This window comes from Marinomonas sp. S3726 (genome assembly GCF_000967665.1).
Classification (GTDB): Bacteria; Pseudomonadota; Gammaproteobacteria; order Pseudomonadales; family Marinomonadaceae; genus Marinomonas.
The window spans coordinates 1-16,447 of sequence record NZ_JXYC01000033.1; the positions used below are offsets into that span (position 1 = coordinate 1).

Annotated in this window: 12 protein-coding genes; 9 read left to right on the plus strand and 3 right to left on the minus strand. The window is 41.6% G+C overall.

Annotated features, from left to right (window positions below; translation table 11 throughout):
* Window positions 1–32: 32 nt before the first annotated feature.
* Window positions 33–875, minus strand: a complete 843-nt coding sequence (locus TW85_RS21470; protein WP_046019211.1) for an outer membrane protein assembly factor BamD — start codon at window positions 873–875, stop codon at window positions 33–35.
* A gap of 164 nt (window positions 876–1,039) precedes the next feature.
* Here TW85_RS21470 and rluD point away from each other — a divergent pair, with 164 nt between their 5' ends.
* The 3 genes from rluD (at window position 1,040) to clpB (ending at window position 5,520) form a co-directional block, all read left to right on the plus strand.
* Window positions 1,040–2,020 (plus strand): 23S rRNA pseudouridine(1911/1915/1917) synthase RluD, encoded by a 981-nt coding sequence (gene rluD / locus TW85_RS21475; protein ID WP_046019212.1) that lies wholly within the window; start codon window positions 1,040–1,042, stop codon window positions 2,018–2,020.
* A 33-nt stretch (window positions 2,021–2,053) separates the two neighbouring features.
* The gene (gene pgeF / locus TW85_RS21480; protein ID WP_046019213.1) at window positions 2,054–2,815 is read left to right on the plus strand and encodes a peptidoglycan editing factor PgeF; all 762 of its coding nucleotides are present in this window, start codon (window positions 2,054–2,056) and stop codon (window positions 2,813–2,815) included.
* Window positions 2,816–2,940: 125 nt separating this feature from the next.
* On the plus strand, window positions 2,941–5,520 hold the full coding sequence (gene clpB / locus TW85_RS21485) for an ATP-dependent chaperone ClpB (protein ID WP_046019214.1): 2,580 nt from the start codon (window positions 2,941–2,943) through the stop codon (window positions 5,518–5,520).
* Window positions 5,521–5,595: 75 nt separating this feature from the next.
* Here clpB and TW85_RS21490 read toward each other — a convergent pair whose 3' ends face one another.
* Both TW85_RS21490 and TW85_RS21495 read right to left on the minus strand, forming a co-directional pair.
* Window positions 5,596–6,540, minus strand: coding sequence for an adenosylmethionine decarboxylase (locus tag TW85_RS21490; protein ID WP_046019215.1), 945 nt, complete (start codon window positions 6,538–6,540; stop codon window positions 5,596–5,598).
* A 290-nt stretch (window positions 6,541–6,830) separates the two neighbouring features.
* On the minus strand, window positions 6,831–7,844 hold the full coding sequence (locus TW85_RS21495; RefSeq protein WP_046019216.1) for a GlxA family transcriptional regulator: 1,014 nt from the start codon (window positions 7,842–7,844) through the stop codon (window positions 6,831–6,833).
* Window positions 7,845–8,538: 694 nt separating this feature from the next.
* Here TW85_RS21495 and TW85_RS21500 point away from each other — a divergent pair.
* The 6 genes from TW85_RS21500 to TW85_RS21525 all read left to right on the plus strand — a co-directional run bounded on the left by TW85_RS21500 (window position 8,539) and on the right by TW85_RS21525 (window position 16,373).
* On the plus strand, window positions 8,539–9,630 hold the full coding sequence (locus TW85_RS21500) for a hybrid-cluster NAD(P)-dependent oxidoreductase (protein WP_046019217.1): 1,092 nt from the start codon (window positions 8,539–8,541) through the stop codon (window positions 9,628–9,630).
* Window positions 9,631–9,745: 115 nt separating this feature from the next.
* Window positions 9,746–11,128: an L-serine ammonia-lyase gene (locus tag TW85_RS21505; RefSeq protein WP_046019218.1), complete on the plus strand. Its 1,383-nt coding sequence runs from the start codon at window positions 9,746–9,748 to the stop codon at window positions 11,126–11,128.
* Window positions 11,129–11,214: 86 nt separating this feature from the next.
* Window positions 11,215–12,465: a sarcosine oxidase subunit beta family protein gene (locus TW85_RS21510; RefSeq protein WP_046019219.1), complete on the plus strand. Its 1,251-nt coding sequence runs from the start codon at window positions 11,215–11,217 to the stop codon at window positions 12,463–12,465.
* Between the two features lie 11 nt (window positions 12,466–12,476).
* On the plus strand, window positions 12,477–12,773 hold the full coding sequence (locus tag TW85_RS21515) for a sarcosine oxidase subunit delta (protein ID WP_046019220.1): 297 nt from the start codon (window positions 12,477–12,479) through the stop codon (window positions 12,771–12,773).
* On the plus strand, window positions 12,770–15,787 hold the full coding sequence (locus tag TW85_RS21520) for a sarcosine oxidase subunit alpha (protein WP_046019221.1): 3,018 nt from the start codon (window positions 12,770–12,772) through the stop codon (window positions 15,785–15,787). Before TW85_RS21515 ends, TW85_RS21520 begins: the two co-directional genes overlap by 4 nt.
* On the plus strand, window positions 15,780–16,373 hold the full coding sequence (locus tag TW85_RS21525; RefSeq protein ID WP_046019222.1) for a sarcosine oxidase subunit gamma family protein: 594 nt from the start codon (window positions 15,780–15,782) through the stop codon (window positions 16,371–16,373). Before TW85_RS21520 ends, TW85_RS21525 begins: the two co-directional genes overlap by 8 nt.
* Window positions 16,374–16,447: the final 74 nt, after the last annotated feature.

Genomic DNA, 16,447 nt, shown 5'->3' on the forward strand with positions numbered 1-16,447 from the left:
TCGGCTTTTTTAGTTTTAAGGCTTAGTGGATATTAGTCCATCCAACCTAGCGTTACCCAATACCAAAAATCAGGATCGGCATCTTTTGGTCTTGCAGGAATAATCAGTTGTCCATTTTCATCAAGATGCACTGAGCTAGGATAGTTTTCTACTAAGATAGCTAGGTTTCTGTCTGCCAACTCCTCTTGCTCTAATTCAATATAAGCTTGAACGCTAATGGCGAGTGCCTCTTCTATTGAGTCAGAACTAGGATATTGGTTGAGAACTGTTTGGCTTCTGTGAAGAGCCGCTAAAGGGGCGTTACGTTTAAAGTAATACTTAGCAACTTGTAGCTCGTGTTTTGCAATGGTGTTGCGTAAATAAATCATGCGAGCTTTCGCATCATTGGCATACTCACTTTCAGGGTAACGTTTAAGGAGGTCTGCAAACTCGCGGAAAGCTTTAACAAACTCACTCGTATCTCTTTGGCTTGGATCTTGATTTAAGAAGCGGGCACTAAGGGTTTGGCCACCTTTATATGTGGAAAGGGCGCGATAGTAAAAGACATAATCTATAGTTTCAAAGTCTGGGTATTTTTTAATAAAGCGCTCAGCATTAGCGTGTGCTGAAATATAGTCACTTGCTAAAAAATAGGCATAAATTAACTCAAGTTCTGCTCTTTGGCTAAACTCACCAAAAGGGTAGCGACTATCAAGGTCCTTCAGGTTTTTAACAGCGACAAGTGGTCGGCCTTGATCAAATGCTTCTTGAGCATTCTGGTAATATTCTCGCTCAGGTAGGTCTGGTTCTTGAACCGGTGTATTGGAGCAGGCTCCTAGTAATAAAGAAATTCCAACGAAACCAGATAATTGCAGCAAAGACTTGCGTAATCCCATGTATAATCAAACCTTGAATAGTTAAATGTAATCCTGCCTTGATTGACTCTAAAATAGTCATAAAGTTTCCAATGGCAGTTAGATACACCTTTTTTCTTTGTAACTTGATCGATAATACGTAAAAATTACGCAAATTAAGATCAACTCGAATTTAAGTACATTGTATGGCAGAGCGCATAGTAAAAGAAGCCCAAGTTCCATTTGAATTAAATGGGCAAAGGTTTGATTTAGTCGCAACAGAACTCTTTAGTGATTATTCAAGGTCACGTATTCAGACTTGGATTAAAGAAGGGGTTTTATTAGTTGATGGCAAGAAGTCAAAAGCGAAAGAAAAACTTTTTGTAGGTGAAGTAATTAGCCTAGAAACCTTAGTTGAAGATATTGATGATCATCAACCCGAAGATATCCCTTTAGATATCGTTTTTGAAGACGACGATATTATTGTGATCAACAAGCCAGCAGGCTTGGTTGTTCACCCTGCGGTAGGGCACCGCACAGGTACCTTGATGAATGCTATTTTATTTCATTGTCCTGAATCGGCCCATATCCCAAGGGCAGGTATCGTTCACCGTCTTGATAAAGAAACAACTGGCTTGATGGTTGTTGCTAAAACATTAGCAGCACAAACTGAGTTGGTTGCTCAGCTGCAAGATAGAAGTATGGGGCGTGAATATGAAGCGGTGACTATAGGCATAATGACTGGCGGTGGTACAGTAAATGAGCCAATTGGTCGTCATCCTCAGAACCGTCAAAAAATGGCGGTAGAGCCTTTAAATGGTAAAGATGCTGTGACGCATTACCGTTTATTGCAACGTTTTAAAAACCACACACATATCCGACTTAAACTGGAAACTGGACGTACACACCAAATTCGTGTGCATATGTCTCATATTCAATTCCCTTTATTAGGCGACCCTCAATATGCTGGACGGATGAAAATGCCTAAAGCTTGCATTCCTGAATTGAGAGAAGAGCTGCAAAACTTTAGACGACAGGCCCTACATGCAAAAAGATTAGAGCTATCACACCCTATTAGCGGTGAGTTTATGGAATGGGAAGTCGATCTACCTGACGATATGAAGCAGCTGATTGAGCTTCTTAACCAAGACTTAGCAGAAACAGATAGTGTAGAAGGTGACTTCTAAGCTTTTATTTTTCTTGGTTTATTTGGAGAAAAAGTGACCTCAACACATTCAAATGATTCATACATCTGTCCTCAATGGCCAGCGCCTAAACAGATAAAGGCTTTTTCATCGACTCGCCAAGGCGGTGTGAGTGAAATGCCTTATGGTTCGTTAAACCTAGGTGCTCATGTTGGTGATCAGATTACAGACGTGACTGAGAACCGACAACGTTTTGCTGATCATATTAATATGCCTACAAGTTTACGTTGGCTTAATCAGGTTCATGGTACTAAAACGGTCACCTTGCCTTCAAAAGCCTTGGGTGATTTAGAAGCCGATGCCTCTTTTACACAAACTAAAGGTCAGGTGTGTGCTGTAATGACAGCTGATTGTCTGCCCTTGTTGATTTGTAATAACAAGGGAACACAAGTTGCCGCATGTCATGCTGGCTGGCGTGGATTATGTGACGGCGTAATCGAGTCAAGCATTGCAAAGTTTGAGGATGCTAGCGATCTGATGGTTTGGCTTGGGCCTGCCATTGGTGCCAGTGCATTTGAAGTGGGTGGTGAGGTTAAAGAGGCGTTTGTGCTGCAAGATAAACAAGCAGAAAGCGCTTTTAAGACATCAAGAAATGATGGTAAATGGCTTGCTGATATTTACCTTTTAGCTAAGCAAAGGCTGAAGGCCTTGGGTGTAAATCAAATTTATGGTGGTGATTATTGTACTTATGAAGATGAGTCACAATTTTTTTCTTATCGACGAGATAAACAAACAGGTCGATTAGCCAGCGTAATCTGGATTGACGCAGAAAGTTGAAAGAAGAGCCGAGAGGCTCTTTTTTTATGGGTGTCAAAAAAATGACACTCAGCAATTGAATTTTAAAAAGTGGGACCTATCTAGAAAGGTATCTAAGGTATTTTTCGGATAATTAGGACTTTAATATGAGAATCGACCGATTAACCAGTAAATTACAAATCGCACTTTCTGATGCTCAGTCTGTTGCTTTAGGCAGAGATCACGCCTACATAGATGCCGTCCATTTATTAGTTGCTTTATTTGACCAACAAGGCAGCGGCATTCGACCTATTCTTCAGCAAGCTGGTATTCAGGTGGCGAAATTTCGCGATACCTTAAACCATATTCTGGATGGCTTGCCTGAAATGCAGGATCACGATGGTAACATTCAAATGTCGCCAGAGTTGGGTCGCCTACTAAATTTAGCAGATAAAGAAGCACAGAAACGTAAAGATCAATATATCTCCTCTGAGCTAATTTTATTAGCCATGTTTGACGGTAAAGATGAACTTGCCAAAGCGCTTAAAAAAACCGGTGTAAGCAAAGCAGATATTGTTGCTGTTATTGATCAGGTACGTGGTGGGGAAGGGGTGAATGACCCGAACGCAGAAGAAAGCCGCCAAGCGCTAGATAAGTTTACGGTAGATTTGACTGCACGTGCAGCGGAAGGCCAGCTAGACCCTGTGATAGGCAGAGATGACGAAATTCGTCGTACTATTCAAGTGTTACAGCGTCGTCGTAAAAATAATCCTGTTTTAATTGGTGAGCCTGGGGTGGGTAAAACGGCTATCGCAGAAGGATTAGCTCAGAGGATTGTAAATGGTGAAGTGCCTGAAGGGTTAAAGAATAAACGCGTTTTATCTCTCGATATGGCCGCTCTGATTGCAGGTGCAAAATACCGTGGAGAATTCGAAGAAAGGCTGAAATCCTTATTAACTGAGCTTGCTAAACAGGAAGGTCAGGTGATTCTTTTCATTGATGAAATACACACCATGGTTGGTGCGGGTAAATCTGAAGGCTCAATGGATGCGGGTAATATGTTAAAGCCTGCTTTGTCTCGTGGTGAACTTCATTGTGTGGGGGCGACAACGCTAGACGAGTATCGCCAGTTTATTGAGAAGGATGCTGCTCTAGAGCGTCGTTTCCAAAAGGTGCTAGTTGAAGAGCCGAGTGTAGCCGATACCATAGCAATTCTACGTGGTTTAAAAGAGCGTTATGAGATTCACCATGGGGTAGATATTACGGATTCTGCAATCATTGCAGCGGCTAAGTTATCACAACGCTATATTACCGATAGACAACTGCCTGATAAGGCGATTGATCTAATTGATGAAGCGGGAAGCCGTATTCGTATGGAAATGGACTCTAAGCCTGAGGATATGGATAGGCTTGAGCGTCGACTTATTCAATTAAAAATTGAAAAAGAGGCCCTGAAGAAAGAAAAAGACAGAGCCTCTAAACAAAGGCTTTCAAAACTCGAATCAGATATAGCCATTGCTGAAAAGCAGTTTAGTGACCTTGAAGAAATTTGGAATGCAGAGAAAGCCCAGTTACAAGGGGCGCAAAAGTTAAAAGAAGAGCTTGAATCTGTACGTCAAGAAATGGAAGAAGCTAGACGTGATGGCAACCTAGCTAAGATGTCTGAGCTACAGTATGGGGTGATCCCTATGCTAGAAGCTGAAATAGAAAAAGCCAGTATGGCGGAAGAGCTTGATCAAGCCCAACTGCTTAGAAATCGCGTCTCAGAAGAAGAAGTGGCGACAGTTGTTTCTCGTTGGACCGGAATTCCTGTGGATAAAATGCTACAAGGAGAACGTGAAAAGCTATTGACCATGGAAAATGAGTTACACAATTCAGTTATAGGTCAAGAAGAAGCTGTGACTGCGGTTGCTAATGCTGTAAGACGTTCTCGTTCTGGCTTAGCTGATCCAAATCGACCCAATGGGTCTTTCCTATTTTTAGGGCCAACTGGTGTTGGTAAAACTGAGCTGTGTAAATCTTTAGCGACCTTTTTGTTTGATACTGAAGCGTCTATGGTCAGAGTGGATATGTCTGAGTTTATGGAAAAACACTCAGTTGCTCGTTTGATAGGCTCTCCTCCAGGTTATGTGGGATATGAAGAAGGTGGCTACTTAACAGAAGCGGTTAGACGTCGACCTTATTCTGTACTTTTGTTAGATGAAATTGAAAAAGCACATCCTGATGTATTTAACATTTTGCTGCAGGTACTTGATGATGGCCGTTTAACTGACGGACAAGGACGCACGGTCGACTTCAGAAATACTGTGATAGTGATGACCTCAAATTTAGGTTCTGACCTGATTCAAAACTATCGTACTAATGAGCAGTACGAAGAAATCAAACAAGAAGTACTTGGTGTTGTAGGTAATCACTTTAGACCAGAATTTATTAACCGAATTGATGAAACTGTGGTTTTCCATCCGCTTATGCAGAGTCAAATCCATGGTATTGCGCGTATTCAAATGACTCACTTAAATGCCAGATTACAAGAAATGGGGATGACACTCACTTTATCTGAGAAGGCGTTGGATCGTCTTGCTGAAGTGGGGTATGACCCAGTGTATGGTGCAAGACCACTTAAAAGAGCGATTCAAAATTGGCTCGAAAACCCATTAGCGAATGAATTGTTAGCGGGAAATTTTGTTTCTGGAGATGCCATTTTGGCAGATTTAGAAGAGGCGAATATTGTTTTCAAAAAACAATAATCTTTTCTCTCAACAATAGTAGGCCCCAAGATAGCGTGTTTTATCTTGGGGCTTTTTTATTAGGATTTATGCTTCTTAAATCTCAATTAAGCTTGCTGCACTGATTTTTTGCTGCTTCATATATTCTTTAAATCGCATGGTATAACCACAGCTTAAGCTTTGCTCAACTTGATTCATTAAGGTGTGTTCTGTGTGAATTTCAGCTTCATCATTAAAGCTAATAATGTCAAAACAGCTTGGCTGAAGTAGATGAATTAACTGATTAAAAATATTGACGCTGTGATGCTTGATATCAAGGTTTGTTTCAAAGCTAACATAGGAGCTTTTTTCTTGTGGCGTGATATGCATGGTCGCATATTTATCTCCCAGTATCGCATTCATAGAATAGCCAAAGGGTTCAAAAACATACTCATCAATCGTAAAGCCAGGTAGTAGTGTTTCAAGGCTAAGTAGTGAGCGAATTGTTTTGGTATCTTGTCCCTCTTGTCTTAAATAATCAGCCGCTTTGCCTTCAATATGATACATCAAGAGCTCAAAGGTTTTATCTGACTCGTTTGGTGAATAGGGTTTATCTAGGTGGTAAATATAATTGTGGTGGCTATCAAGGTTACCTAGTTGAAATGCGACACCTTTGAGTCTTTTTTGTAGCTGAGCAATATCTTGTTCAAATGAGGTCTTCTGCAGGTGAGACTGGTACTCATTTTTACGCTGAAAAATAACAGACTGAATTAATTCAAGTTGACCTTCAAATTGATTCTCTAGGTGATCAAGAAAGGCTTGAAGTGAATTGACTAAGGTTGTGGTGCCGCATGTTAGCATCAAAAAATGATGATCCCACACAAACAAACTAGATTCAGATAAGAGGTAAGCATCACAGTGCTCATTAGAAATGCTTGAAAGAATCTCTGCTTCACATTGAGCCACTATGCTGGCCCAAAAATCTATGCCTAGGCTTCTTAATGAGACCGCATCATGAGACATGACAAGCTCAACTTTTTTCTCTGAACCTTCAAAGAACATAGGACAATCCTCTTAATACTAGTGCGCCCTGAAATATGATTAAAACGATGCTTCAATCAAACAAACTCAGGTAAGTTTTACCTTTAATTTATGAGACCTCTTAGCAAGTATTCTGCTTGCTGAAATTTGAGTGCGGCTATTGTATCCATCTTTTTTAAAAGCGAAAGATAATTTTTATGCTTGTATTAAAAAGTTGATAAAAATTTAAAGAGGTAATTGAGAAAGCGATAAAAAAAGAGCCTATAAAGACTCTTTTTTTATTATGAATTGTCGTTTTTAGACTGGGTTTATTAAGCGCTAAAAGCGGCACCCTGAATGCCCATGAAAGGAACTTGAGTATGAGGTGTAATGCGCTCATTACGGGGAGGAATACCAAAATATTCACGATAACATTTACTAAAATGAGGGGTTGAAACAAAACCACAGGCTATACCTATGTCGGTAATAGACATATTTGTTTGAGTCAGAAGTTTTCTGGCTCTAACGAGGCGAAGTTTTAAGTAATAGCGTGATGGTGTGCAGTTTAAATGTTTTTGGAATTGTCGCTCTAGCTGTCTTCTAGACATGCTCACAAAGCTGGCCAACTCATCTAAAGAAATTGGTTCTTCTAAGTTAGCTTCCATCAGAGACACAACTTCCATTAATTTAGAATGGCTAGGGCCTAAATAGGTTCGTAATGGGATTCGTTGTAAGTCACTTTCAGTTCGAATGCGTTCAGACATAAACTCTTCACCAATGGCTGCACTGAGTTCATGACTAAAGTGCTTACGTACTAGGTTTAAAAACATATCCAATGGGGCTGTACCGCCTGCACAAGTGAAGCGGTCTCTATCGAATGAAAAGAGTTTTAAATCTGTATAAGCATTTGGAAAGCGCTCGCAGAAAGTCGTCATGTACTCCCAATGAACCGTACAGCGGTAGCCGTCCATCAAGCCTGCAGCGGCAAGAATAAAGGCACCGGTGCAAATGGCTCCCATTGCAGTCCCTTTCTTTTCTTGCTCTCTTAACCAATGTAATAGTTGAGGGTCACAGTGTTTTTCTACATTAACACCTGAGCAAACAATGATACCGTCAAAATTAGATAGATCCTGTCTAAAGTCGAGGTCAGCGGCAATCATAATATTGTCACTCGCTTTGGCCGGTTGCCCATCTTGAGTAATGGTAAACCACTCATACACATCATGGCCCAACAAATAGTTTGCCATACGCATAACTTCTATCGCTGATGTCATAGGCAGCATGGAAAAGTCCTCTACCAGAACAAAACCATAACGATACTTTTTGGTTGGTGCGGTTGTTGTCATTACGACTACCTCTGAATGTTGAGTGGGTGCTTATTTAAAGTTTTTGATCAGGGGTGGCAGGTCAACTTTATGATTAAGATTAATCTTTGTTGAATTTTTCTTCTGTCATACTGATTTAAGGCTTTAATAGCGGCCATATTTTTATTTTAGTCCCCGATTCGTACTGTGCCATGTCGGTTAGGGGTAAGGGTGTTCTAATAACGACAATATCTCATTTAAAAGCGTCATAACCTATGTTTTTATTAATTTTTTTGGGGCTTAAAAGCCGAGGAAAATGAGTTTAGGACATGGTTAATTTTTCAAAAGGCTTAATTTTTAATAAGTTAGGTCTATTTTTAGCAAAAAATTGACGCTTTTACGTGTCTAAGATCAATTGCTTTTCTATCTTTATTCTTTGTGCGACATGCTTGCTGCCTTTGGTTTATCGCTAAAAAGGGGGGATAACTCGCCAGTTACCTGCTTATTAGCTTGATAATCATTCCTATTAGGGCTTGTAAGCAGGTCTAAAAAGCAATTCCTATGTTTTATCTAAGAGGGTTTTTTTAAATTTGGATGGTTAGAGTATAAAAATGTCGTTTTTGAATAAACGAGTGAAGGCCGCTAATCACATACTCCGTTTTATTCAGACTCAGCCTATTATTTATGGCTACCTTAATAAGAAAAGCATAAGAAGAAGACAAGAAGAGTAAAGTCGATGAATGATACTTTTTTAAACACAGTAAATACGCAAACATGGGCTAATGGCCGTCACCAAGTCAGATGTGTAAACCGCATTTGGGAAACACCTGATGTGACGACTTTCTGCTTTATGGCAGAGCAGCCAATCATGTTCTTCTTCAAACCTGGTCAGTTTGTCACGCTTGAATTAATGATTGAAGGTGAACAGATCATGCGTAGTTATACTATTGCATCGTCACCTTCTGTTCCTTATAGCTTTTCTATTACCGTAAAGCGTGTACCTGGTGGTCTTGTTTCAAACTGGTTACATGACAACTTGTCTGAAGGTGATGAATTAGCCGTTCATGGTCCAATGGGGATCTTTAACTGTATCGATCACCCTGCTGAAAAAGTACTTCTTCTTTCTGGTGGTAGTGGTATTACACCAACTATGTCTATGGCACGTTGGTTCTATGATACCAATACGGGTGTTGATATGGTTTTCTGCCATAGTGCCAGATCACCATCAGACATTATTTTTAGACGTGAATTAGAGTTGATGGATTCACGTGTGCCTAATTTACAAGTTAACTTTGTCTGTGAAACTCATGGCATAGGTGAAACTTGGTCAGGTTATAGGGGCTATTTAGACTTATTTAAACTGCAACTCATGGCACCTGACTTTAAAGAAAGAACGGTCTTTTGTTGTGGTCCAGCACCTTATATGGCTGCAGTTAAGCGTATGCTTCAAGATGCTGATTTTCCAATGGAAAATTACTTTGAAGAAAGCTTCGGCGAGCCGCCTGCTGATGAAGATCTAGATATCCTGACAGAAGCTGAAGAAGAAGCTCTGGAAGATAGATCTGAAGGTGCCATGGTTTCTTTCACTAATATTGGTAAAGGTATCAAGGTTAAAGCAGAAGAAACTGTTCATTCGGCTGCTACCCAGCTAGGTATTCGCATTCCTAAAGCATGTGGTATGGGTATTTGTGGTACCTGTCGTGTTCTTAAAGTCTCCGGAGAAGTAGAGATGGAGCATAACGGCGGTATTACAGATGATGATGTGGCAGATGGCTACATACTTTCATGCTGTTCTAAGCCAAAAACAGACGTCGAAATCGAGGTTTAATCAAAAATCGTGTTTCCTATTGGAAACTTTGTGTTCTAATAGGGGAAAGATTAATCCTTTTCGCATGCCGGTTAATTTTAATTAACTGGCAGGCATAATCACATGAGGCGTTGTTATGGCTATTAGCTTATTTGATTTATTTAAAGTTGGTATCGGTCCATCTAGTTCACACACTGTGGGTCCTATGGTTGCGGCTAATCAATTTGTCCACTTTCTTGACGATGAGAAACTCACACCTAAAGTGACACGCGTTATGTGTGAACTTTATGGATCCCTTGGGGCAACAGGTAAAGGCCATGGTACAGGTAAAGCTGTACTAATGGGCTTAGAAGGTGAGCTTCCTGATTCTATTGACCCAGATACGGTAGATCCTAGAGTAGAAGCAATTGAATCAACTAAACAAATTAGTTTGAATGCTAAGCATAGCGTCGCTTTTGAACCCGCTACAGATTTGATTTATCACAGAATAGATCGTCTTGATTTTCATGCTAACGGTATGACATTACGTGCTTATGATGAAACGCAAACTTTGATTTGTGAAAAAACCTACTACTCAATTGGTGGTGGTTTCATTGTTAATCAAAATGATCAAGGTGAAGTTGAGTTAGTCGAAGATGATACTCAGCTAGCTTATGACTTTCATAGCAGCGAAGAGCTTTTAAAGTTGTGTAAAGAGCACGATCTTAGCATTGCTCAAATCATGCTAGAAAATGAGAAAGCATGGCGCAGTGAAGAAGAAGTAAAAGCTAATATTCTTTCTATCTGGCAGGTGATGAAATCTTGCATAGATAAGGGGATTCAAACCGAAGGTATTTTGCCTGGCGGCTTAAAAGTTAAACGTCGTGCAGCAAGCCTTTACCAAGACCTCACGAAGAAAAATAAGATGGATATGATTACACCATCTTTAGGGGCAATGGATTGGGTTAACTTGTATGCCCTAGCGGTAAATGAAGAAAACGCAGGTGGTGGTCGTATTGTGACTGCGCCGACAAATGGTGCTGCCGGCATTATTCCTGCTGTACTTCATTATTACTGGGATTTCTGCCCTCGTTCAAATGAAGAAGGCATTATTGATTTCTTTTTAACGGCTGCCGCAATTGGCCTGCTATTCAAAGAGAATGCTTCTATCTCTGGCGCTGAAGTGGGTTGCCAAGGGGAAGTAGGTTCAGCGTGCGCTATGGCAGCAGCAGGTTTAGCCGCAGCAACAGGTGGTTCACCTGAACAAATTGAAAATGCGGCGGAAATTGGTATGGAACATAACTTGGGACTGACATGTGACCCCATTGGTGGTCTGGTGCAGGTTCCTTGTATCGAACGTAATGCAATGGCTTCGGTTAAAGCGATTAACTCGGCGTCCATGGCACTTCGTGGTGATGGAACACACTATGTATCTCTGGATAAGGTAATAAAAACCATGCGAGATACAGGGCGTGATATGAATGATAAATATAAAGAAACTTCGCGAGGGGGATTGGCTGTTAACGTTATTGAATGTTGACGGGCGTTACCCTTTATTCCTAATAAAGTAGTTATTTAGCAGTTGATGGCAGTGAACAATATGGCAGCAATTTCTAGGGTGGTGATATGAAACGTTATTCAGTGTTTAGTCTTTTTAAGCATGCTCTAAGTCATCATGAAAATTGGCAAAGAGTTTGGCGTAATCCTAAACCAAAACAGGTTTATGATGTTGTCATTGTTGGTGGTGGTGGTCATGGTTTGGCAACTGCTTATTACCTAGCAAAAGAACATGGTATTACCAATGTTGCTGTAATTGAGAAGGGCTACCTAGGTGGCGGTAATACCGCGCGTAATACCACCATTGTTCGCTCTAACTACTTATGGGATGAAGCTGCAAACTTGTATGAACATGCAATGAAATTGTGGGAAGGTCTTAGCCAAGACCTTAACTACAACGTTATGTTCTCGCAACGCGGCGTATTAAACCTTGGGCATAACCTACAAGATATGCGTGATATCGAGCGACGTGTTAATGCTAACCGCTTAAATGGTATCGATGGTAGCGTTCTTAATGCTGCCCAAGTAAAAGAAATTTGTCCGTTACTGGACTGTTCAGACAATGCGCGTTACCCAGTGTTAGGGGCATCTTGGCAGCCAAGAGCTGGTGTTGCTCGTCATGATGCCGTTGCTTGGGGTTTTGCACGTGCTGCTGATGCGCTAGGTGTTGATCTAATTCAACAGACTGAAGTGACGGGTATTCGCCGCCATGAAGGCGCGGTTTGTGGTGTTGAAACCAACAATGGTTTTATCGCTGCAAAAAAAGTGGCCTGTGTTGCTTCTGGTAACTCTTCTGAACTTGCTCGTATGGTTGGTTTAGAACTTCCTCTAGAAAGTCACCCTCTACAAGCCTGTGTATCTGAACCGATTAAACCGATTATTGATACGGTTGTAATGTCGAATGCGGTACATGGCTACATGAGTCAATCAGACAAAGGTGATTTGGTTATTGGTGCTGGTATTGACTCTTATAATGGTTATGGTCAACGTGGATCATTCCAAGGTATTGAGCATACTTTAGCTGCCATTTGTGAGCTTTTCCCTGATGTTCGACGTGTACGTATGAACCGCGCTTGGGGTGGTATCGTTGATACGACACCTGATGCTTGCCCAATCATTAGTAAAACATCTGTACCTGGTTTGTATTTCAACTGTGGTTGGGGCACAGGTGGCTTCAAAGCGACACCTGGCTCAGGTAACGTTTTTGCGCACACGATTGCGCATGATGACCCACACCCACTGGCAAAAGCCTTCTCTATTGATCGCTTTAATTCTGGTTTCTTAATTGACGAACACGGCGCTGCCGGCGTTGCCCACTAGGAGGTATTCTTATGTTGCATATCTTTTGTCCTCATTGTCAGGAATATCGTGAGGAAGATGAATTTCATTACCGTGGACAGGCGCATATTGTGCGTCCTAAAGATCCAGAAGCGTTAACGGATGAAGAGTGGGGAAGTTACTTATTTTTTAGAAAGAACCCGAAGGGCATTCATCACGAACTTTGGTATCACACCACCGGATGTCGTCAATTTTTTAATGTTACCCGTGACACGGTAACTTACAAAATTCATGAAAGTTATAAAATAGGTGAAGAGCCTGCAGTGAAAAGTGAGGGCGACGTAACATGAGTCAGAACAAACGCTTAGCCAGTGGCGGTCGTATTGATCGTAAAAAAGTCATTAACTTTAGTTTTGACGGAAAATCTTATAAGGGTTTTGAAGGGGATACACTTGCTTCAGCCTTGCTAGCTAACGGTGTCGATATTATTGCCCGTAGTTTTAAATATTCTCGTCCTCGTGGTATCACAGGGCATGGTAGCGAAGAGCCAAATGGTGTTATTCAGTTAGGCACTGGTGCATCTACCATTCCCAATGTCAGAGCAACTCAACAGGAGTTGTATGCAGGCCTTGTAGCAAACCCAGTTGCAGGTTGGCCAAGTGTTAACTTTGATTTGATGGCTACGCTTGGAAAAGCAGGTGCCATGATGCCTCCTGGTTTTTACTACAAAACCTTTATGTACCCGCAAAAATTGTGGATGACATACGAGCACTTTATTCGTAAAGCGGCAGGTTTAGGTAAAGCCCCGACAGCACCAGATCCAGATACTTACGACAAAATTAATCATCATTGTGATGTGATGATTGTTGGCGCAGGCCCAGCTGGCCTTTCTGCGGCACTTGCTGCTGCAAAAACAGGCGCGCGAGTTATCATTGCTGATGAACAGAACGAAATGGGTGGTAGCCTACTTAGCACGACCCAAACAATTGATGGTGCTCCTGCAAGCCAATGGCTGCAAGATACTATTGAAACACTAGAAGACTATTCAAATGTGATTGTTCTGCCTCGTAGTACGGTTATGGGATATTACGATCATAACTTCTTGGCTGTGATTGAGCGTCGTACAGACCATCTTGGTGAGATCTCTCCAAGAGGGGCTCGTCAGCGTATGCATCGTGTCCGTGCGAAACAAGTTATCTTGGCACCAGGCGCACAAGAGCGACCTTTGATCTTTGCTAACAATGATATTCCTGGGGTGATGCTAGCTTCGTCTATTAGTGTTTACCTAAATCGTTATGCAGTCGCTCCTGGTAATGCTTTAGTTGTATCGACAGCAAACGACTCCGGCTATCAAGCTGCAATTGATTGGCATAAAGCTGGCCGAAAAGTAATCGGTATTGCTGATAGCCGCGCTGAGTCAAATGGCGAGCTGGTTGAAGAAGCTAAAAAATTAGGTCTTAAAATCTGGTTCTCACATGCTGTTATTGAAGCAAAAGGTAGCCGTCGTGTTTATGCTGCGACTGTGGCGCCAATTAATGCGGAAGGTACACAAGTAACCGGCACTAGCCAGAATTATGATTGCGATATTATTGCAACGTCTGGTGGTTGGAGTCCTGTTGTACATTTGAGTTGCCACACAGGCGCTCGTCCAGTATGGAATGATGACATTATCGGATTCTTACCTGGTAAAACGGTACAAAAGCAACACTGTGTAGGCTCCCTAATGGGACAGCATCAACTACACGACACTTTTGAGCAAGGCCTAGCAACCGGTGCACAAGCGGCATGTGAAGCAGGTTTTGGTGATGGTTCTAACTCAATTAAAGTACCGAGTGTTGATCTTGTTAAAACAGGCCAAGCTCAGGCGCTATTCTTAGTACCGCACTCTAAGTCAGTGAGTCGTGCACCTAAGCAGTTTGTTGATATGCAAAACGATGTAACTGCGGCGGGTATTGAGCTGGCGACACGTGAAGGCTTTGAGTCGATTGAACATGTTAAACGTTATACAGCGTTAGGCTTTGGTACTGACCAAGGTAAGTTGGGTAACATTAATGGTATGGCTGTTGCTGCTCAGTCTTTGAATAAGACCATCGCAGAAACAGGGACAACGATTTTCCGTCCATCTTATACACCAACAACTTTTGGTGCGATTGCTGGACGTGATACAGACAGTTTGTTTGATCCTATTCGTTATACTGCAATGCAGTCTTGGCATGAAGCTAACGGCGCCTTGTTTGAGGATGTGGGCCAATGGAAACGTCCTTGGTATTTCCCTAAGCCTGGTGAAACCATGCAACAAACATTGGATCGTGAATGTTTAGCAACGCGTAATAGTGTGGGCATATTAGATGCCTCTACACTTGGTAAGATTGATATCCAAGGTAAAGATGCGCGTGAATTCTTAAACCGTGTTTATACCAATGCTTGGAGCAAGTTAGCAGTCGGTAAATGCCGTTATGGTCTTATGTTGAAAGAAGATGGCATGATCATGGATGACGGTGTGACCTCTTGTATTGCCGATGATCATTTCATTCTAACAACCACAACGGGTGGTGCGGCTAATGTACTTGAGTGGCTAGAACTCTGGCATCAAACAGAGTGGCCTGAACTAGAAGTTTATATGACATCAGTGACAGACCACTGGTCAACCATGACTATTTCTGGTCCTAACTCTCGCAAAGTATTAGCGAAAGTATGTGATGATATTGATCTTGATAAAGATAGCTTTAAGTTCATGGATTGGCGTAGCGGTACCGTGGCGGGTGTTAAGTCTCGTGTCTTCCGTATCAGTTTCACTGGTGAGCTTTCTTACGAGATTAACGTTCAAGCAAATCATGGTTTGCACGTTTGGGAAGCTATCATGGAAGCGGGTAAAGAGTTTGATATTACCCCTTACGGCACTGAGACAATGCACGTATTACGTGCTGAAAAAGGCTTTATCATTGTCGGTCAAGACACCGATGGGTCTGTTACGCCACAAGATATGGATATGAGCTGGTGTATTGGTAAGAATAAAGAGTTCAGCTTTATTGGTAAGCGCTCCTTTACTCGACCTGATACGTCACGTACAGATCGTAAGCAATTTGTTGGCCTTAAGCCGAAAGATGCTAACGTTATTTTGCCAGAAGGTGCTCAAGCTGTTCGTAATCCGAATGAGAGTATCCCTATGACAATGGTAGGGCATGTGACTTCAAGTTATTACAGTGCGGTATTAGGCCATAGTTTTGCGTTGGCTGTAATTAAAGATGGTCATAACCGTAAAGGCGAGTCTGTTTACTTCCCGTTAGCAGATGGTCGCACCATTGAAGCTGAAATTACTGACTATGTTTTCTATGATGCCAAAGGGGAGAAACAGCATGTCTAATGTCAATGTTAAAGTTAGGCCTGATACACCACTGGCTCATATTAGTTTTCCGTCTGCAAAGCAAGGTGGTGTTACTTTTCAAGAGCGTGGATTTTATGGCCACCTAACGCTACGTGGTAATAGTGGTGATGCTGGTTTTGTTTCATCTGTCGAAGAGGTTTTAGGCTTAAGCCTGCCAGTGAAAGCGCTAAGTTCAGCGAGCAATGCGGATGTTTCTATTCATTGGATCAGTCCAAATGAGTGGCTAATTATCAGTGCTAAAGGTGATGAAGCTGAATTAGAAGCTAACTTACGCGCTAAGTTAACAGGCCATTTCTCTGTCGTGGATGTTTCTGGAGGTCAAACTGTGTTTGAGCTTTCAGGCGATGATGTGATCACCTTGATGAAAAAGAGCTGTGGTTATGATGTTGAAGCTGAATTACCAATGGGTAAAACAGTAACGACACATTTTGCTAAAGCTAGTGTGGTGATGAATCGACTTGATGAGAAGTGTTTTATGTTAGTGGTTCGTCGTAGTTTTTCTGACTATGTGTGGCGCTGGATTGAAGATTCAAGCCAAGAATTCGGACTTGTCATTAAACTGTAACAAAAGATTCATATATTAGTCACACTTTTGAAGCATTTAAAATTGCGTCTAATATTATGTGATTGATTATAAAG

Bases quoted from the DNA above. Each gene is read 5' to 3' on its own strand.
- TW85_RS21470 (WP_046019211.1), bottom strand. From the start codon at position 875: ATGGGATTACGCAAGTCTTTGCTGCAATTATCTGGTTTCGTTGGAATT.
- rluD (WP_046019212.1), top strand. From the start codon at position 1,040: ATGGCAGAGCGCATAGTAAAAGAAGCCCAAGTTCCATTTGAATTAAAT.
- clpB (WP_046019214.1), top strand. From the start codon at position 2,941: ATGAGAATCGACCGATTAACCAGTAAATTACAAATCGCACTTTCTGAT.
- TW85_RS21490 (WP_046019215.1), bottom strand. From the start codon at position 6,540: ATGTTCTTTGAAGGTTCAGAGAAAAAAGTTGAGCTTGTCATGTCTCAT.
- TW85_RS21495 (WP_046019216.1), bottom strand. From the start codon at position 7,844: ATGACAACAACCGCACCAACCAAAAAGTATCGTTATGGTTTTGTTCTG.
- TW85_RS21500 (WP_046019217.1), top strand. From the start codon at position 8,539: ATGAATGATACTTTTTTAAACACAGTAAATACGCAAACATGGGCTAAT.
- TW85_RS21505 (WP_046019218.1), top strand. From the start codon at position 9,746: ATGGCTATTAGCTTATTTGATTTATTTAAAGTTGGTATCGGTCCATCT.
- TW85_RS21510 (WP_046019219.1), top strand. From the start codon at position 11,215: ATGAAACGTTATTCAGTGTTTAGTCTTTTTAAGCATGCTCTAAGTCAT.
- TW85_RS21515 (WP_046019220.1), top strand. From the start codon at position 12,477: ATGTTGCATATCTTTTGTCCTCATTGTCAGGAATATCGTGAGGAAGAT.
- TW85_RS21520 (WP_046019221.1), top strand. From the start codon at position 12,770: ATGAGTCAGAACAAACGCTTAGCCAGTGGCGGTCGTATTGATCGTAAA.
- TW85_RS21525 (WP_046019222.1), top strand. From the start codon at position 15,780: ATGTCTAATGTCAATGTTAAAGTTAGGCCTGATACACCACTGGCTCAT.